The sequence below is a fragment of the Streptosporangium sp. NPDC049644 genome (assembly GCF_040675205.1).
In the GTDB taxonomy this organism is placed as follows: Bacteria; Actinomycetota; Actinomycetes; order Streptosporangiales; family Streptosporangiaceae; genus Streptosporangium; species Streptosporangium fukuiense.
Genome location: NZ_JBFAOJ010000223.1, coordinates 1 through 2,905, shown reverse-complemented (window position 1 = coordinate 2,905; position 2,905 = coordinate 1). Strand labels below are relative to the sequence as shown.

Sequence of the window (2,905 nt, the reverse complement as noted above, 5' to 3'; positions counted from 1 at the left end):
CCCGGTCACCTCGCCTGCCCCGGCCGCGGCTGCCGCCACGCCGACCGCGACACCGACGGCCCCGTAAGTTCACGCAGTAAGAAGGCCCGGCCTCCTTTTGGGGGCCGGGCCTTCTTTGCGTTGAGGGACCTATGCGCAGTTGATCCAGTCGGCCCGGGCGTCTGTGAGACGGACGGCGGGGACGGCGGGGCTATCTCTGCTTGGGACTCCAGGCTGGCTAGGATCGCCCCCGTACCTGCACCACCCCGGGGAGACATGATGGCCGACTACGAGTTCCCTGACGACCTGCTCGCAGCGCAGCGCGCCTACTACAAGGCGGACGAGCACGTACAGGAGGCGACCGACGAGATGCCGTCGTCGGTGGACGTCCTCGCTGGGGAGGCCCAGGTGTCGCAGGAGCAGCGCGACGAGCTGGCCGCGGCACGAACAGCCCGACTGGACGCGCTGGACATACTGAACCGGCACCCGTTCTGGGCTGCGATGGACAACAGGCACGCCGCGTGGATGGCGCTACAGAAGGCGGCCAGGGGCTGAGTTTCGCTCTCTGTTCAACTCACGCTTGCTCACGTACCTTGGAGGGGCAGCCACATCGGGCGGTGACCTATTCGGATGGTCAACCAAGCCGCCTCGTCCTATTAGGAGGGACCATGGCCCTTAGCCGTCTTGCCCGCGAGCACGCGGCAGAGATCGCAAACCACGACTGGAGCGACGCCCCCTACCGGCTCGACCGCGCCGGACACCAGCGCGAACTCGACTCGAACAAGAGCAACGAACAGCTCACCGCCGAGGAAGCCCACCGTGTGAAGGTCAACGTCATGTGGGTGACCGGACAGGTGCTCGCGCACGCAGATCCGAACTTCAACATCGTCGAGTTCGCCCACCTGTGCGGAGTCACGGGGCTCTCCTCGGGGTGGCTGGAGAACGGCCTGCGCCGTGACCTCGACGGCAACTACCTGCAGGCGCCCGAGGTGTAGTAGCGCCACCATCGACGAGAGCGCCCCGCTGGTCTTCGGATCGGCGGGGCGCTCTCATAGTGTGACTATCGGCCAGCCCACTCCCTGATGACCTGAGCGCTCTCCGTAGTCAGTCGTGTCGAGGCGACGTCCGCGGGGTCGATCCACCGGTAGCCGGTGTGCTCCGCCGACAGGGCGATCGACTGGCCTTCCCCGCTGACGGCCATCGTCCACTGGCGGGCACGCCGACCTGATCCCGAGACGTAGTCGAACGAGGCGATGAACCCCGGGTCGAGATCGAGGGGACCACGCCACCCGATCTCCTCGACCAGCTCGCGGCCCAGCGCCTCGGCCAGGCTCTCACCCGGGTCGACACCACCGGAGGGGAGCTCCTCGATGCCGCCCAGGAAGTCGTCCTCGGTGCGTCGCAGGATGAGCACCTGGCCGGCACGGTGGACGACGGCGCCGACCACGAACTTGGTGATGCCGTCAGCTTCGGCGTCGGCGACAAGCCGCTGCTCCGCAACCAGTGGGTGGGTCATCGGCTCACCATAGCCGCGGACAGGTCGGCTGGTGCGGTACTCCACCCAGGCCCGGCACGCCGCTGCGGTCCGCGCTCGCTTGCCCCGTAGATGCTCCGGCCCGACCAGGGCCAAGCGGGCGGCAAACAGGCCGCGGACCGCAGCCAGCGCGGTCACCGCATCCGCCGGGGCCGAACCCCACGCGGGCACCTGTGTGGCAACCTGCTCCGCCTCGGCAGGCGTGTGGCCGGCGTCAATCAGGCGAGGGATGAGCAGGGCGACGTCCACCCAGGCGGCGCCCTGGCAGGCCATGGACCAGTCGACGATCCATACCTTGCCGCCGGCGGCGAGGAGGTTGTCGGCGTGGAGATCAGCGTGCAGCAGTGTCGACCCTGCGACGTCGTCGAGGTCGAGCGCTTTGACGAGCGGCCCGTAGGCGGCGTCAGCAGGGGACACGGAGAGGTGCTCCTCCGCCGTTCGTAGCAATCCCCGGATCTTGCCTGTTACCGAAGGCGCGGGCAGCGGGGCGGGGACGGAGATGGCGGCTACGGCGTCCAGCACAGCGGGCAGGTCAGGCGACCCCGGGGAGAGGTCAGCGGCGTTACCGGGGACGTGCTCGAAGAGCAGCAGATGCCAGTCGGCGACGTCTGCTGTCCACAGGAGCCGCGGCGCGGGGATGCTCACGGGGAGGGCTTGGTTGGCGGCGCGTTCGCGCAGTAGGTGTCCGGCGACCGGTGCGGCGGCGGGGGCCGCCTTCAAGAAGACGGCCCCCTGAAGGGTGGTGATGTGTGCGGCGACGCCGGAGGTCAGCCCAACCTCGGCCGACCGGATGTGGACGACCGGGCCGGTCTGCTCTTCGATCGCCGCGCGGGCAGGGTCGGGCAGGTCAGCCCACTGCCTTCTTTGGACTGTCACTGCACCCCGCATAGCATTGGTTGCACTTGCCGCTGCTGCACTCGGCCGCGGTCGGCCACACCATCGGGTCGACCCGGTAGCCGGCGGCCTCCATCGCGGCCATCGTAACCGCGAGGCTGCCCCCGGTCCCGGATTCGCCGATCTCGTCGTCAGGCTGGTGGTGGATGAACCGGCCGGCGACCCGCTGGCAGAACTCGGCGTACTCGCGGGTGTACATCAGGAACGTGTGCCAGCCGATGTCCACGGTGTCGGACGGGCCCAACCCGGCCGTCGGGTTGGCGGCGCAGGTCGCCAAGAATGCGAGCGCCTGCTCCATGATGAGCTCGGCCTGGTGGGCGTGGGCGGGGTGGTCGCCGGCGATCCGCGCGGTCAGCCGGTCGAACAGGGCGGGGCTGATGAGGGTGCGGGGGGTGGTGGCGGGACGGTCGAGGATGACGGTCATGGTGTGCCTTCCCAGTCGGTGGTGCCGGTTGGCTTGCACTTCCACAGTGGCTGCTGCGGAGCGCGCGGTCATTG

4 protein-coding genes are annotated in these 2,905 nt (G+C 69.2%); 2 read left to right on the top strand and 2 right to left on the bottom strand.

Features of this window, described 5'->3' with window-relative positions:
* Positions 1-255 precede the first annotated feature (255 nt).
* Positions 256-534 carry a hypothetical protein gene (locus AB0J58_RS44565; protein ID WP_357795910.1) on the top strand — a complete coding sequence of 93 codons (279 nt, stop codon included), beginning with the start codon at positions 256-258 and terminating at the stop codon, positions 532-534.
* A 113-nt stretch (positions 535-647) separates the two neighbouring features.
* Positions 648-974 (top strand): hypothetical protein, encoded by a 327-nt coding sequence (locus tag AB0J58_RS44560; RefSeq protein ID WP_357795913.1) that lies wholly within the window; start codon positions 648-650, stop codon positions 972-974.
* Between the two features lie 65 nt (positions 975-1,039).
* Here AB0J58_RS44560 and AB0J58_RS44555 read toward each other — a convergent pair whose 3' ends face one another.
* Both AB0J58_RS44555 and AB0J58_RS44550 read right to left on the bottom strand, forming a co-directional pair.
* Complete coding sequence (locus tag AB0J58_RS44555) at positions 1,040-2,389, bottom strand: NUDIX domain-containing protein (RefSeq protein ID WP_364227820.1); 1,350 nt, start codon at positions 2,387-2,389, stop codon at positions 1,040-1,042.
* On the bottom strand, positions 2,361-2,905 hold a 545-nt coding region (locus AB0J58_RS44550), incomplete at its 5' end, for a hypothetical protein (protein ID WP_364227817.1). The genes AB0J58_RS44555 and AB0J58_RS44550, both read right to left, overlap by 29 nt.

Excerpts from the sequence above, each read along its gene's own strand:
- AB0J58_RS44560 (WP_357795913.1), top strand. The coding sequence starts at position 648 with ATGGCCCTTAGCCGTCTTGCCCGCGAGCACGCGGCAGAGATCGCAAAC.
- AB0J58_RS44565 (WP_357795910.1), top strand. The coding sequence starts at position 256 with ATGATGGCCGACTACGAGTTCCCTGACGACCTGCTCGCAGCGCAGCGC.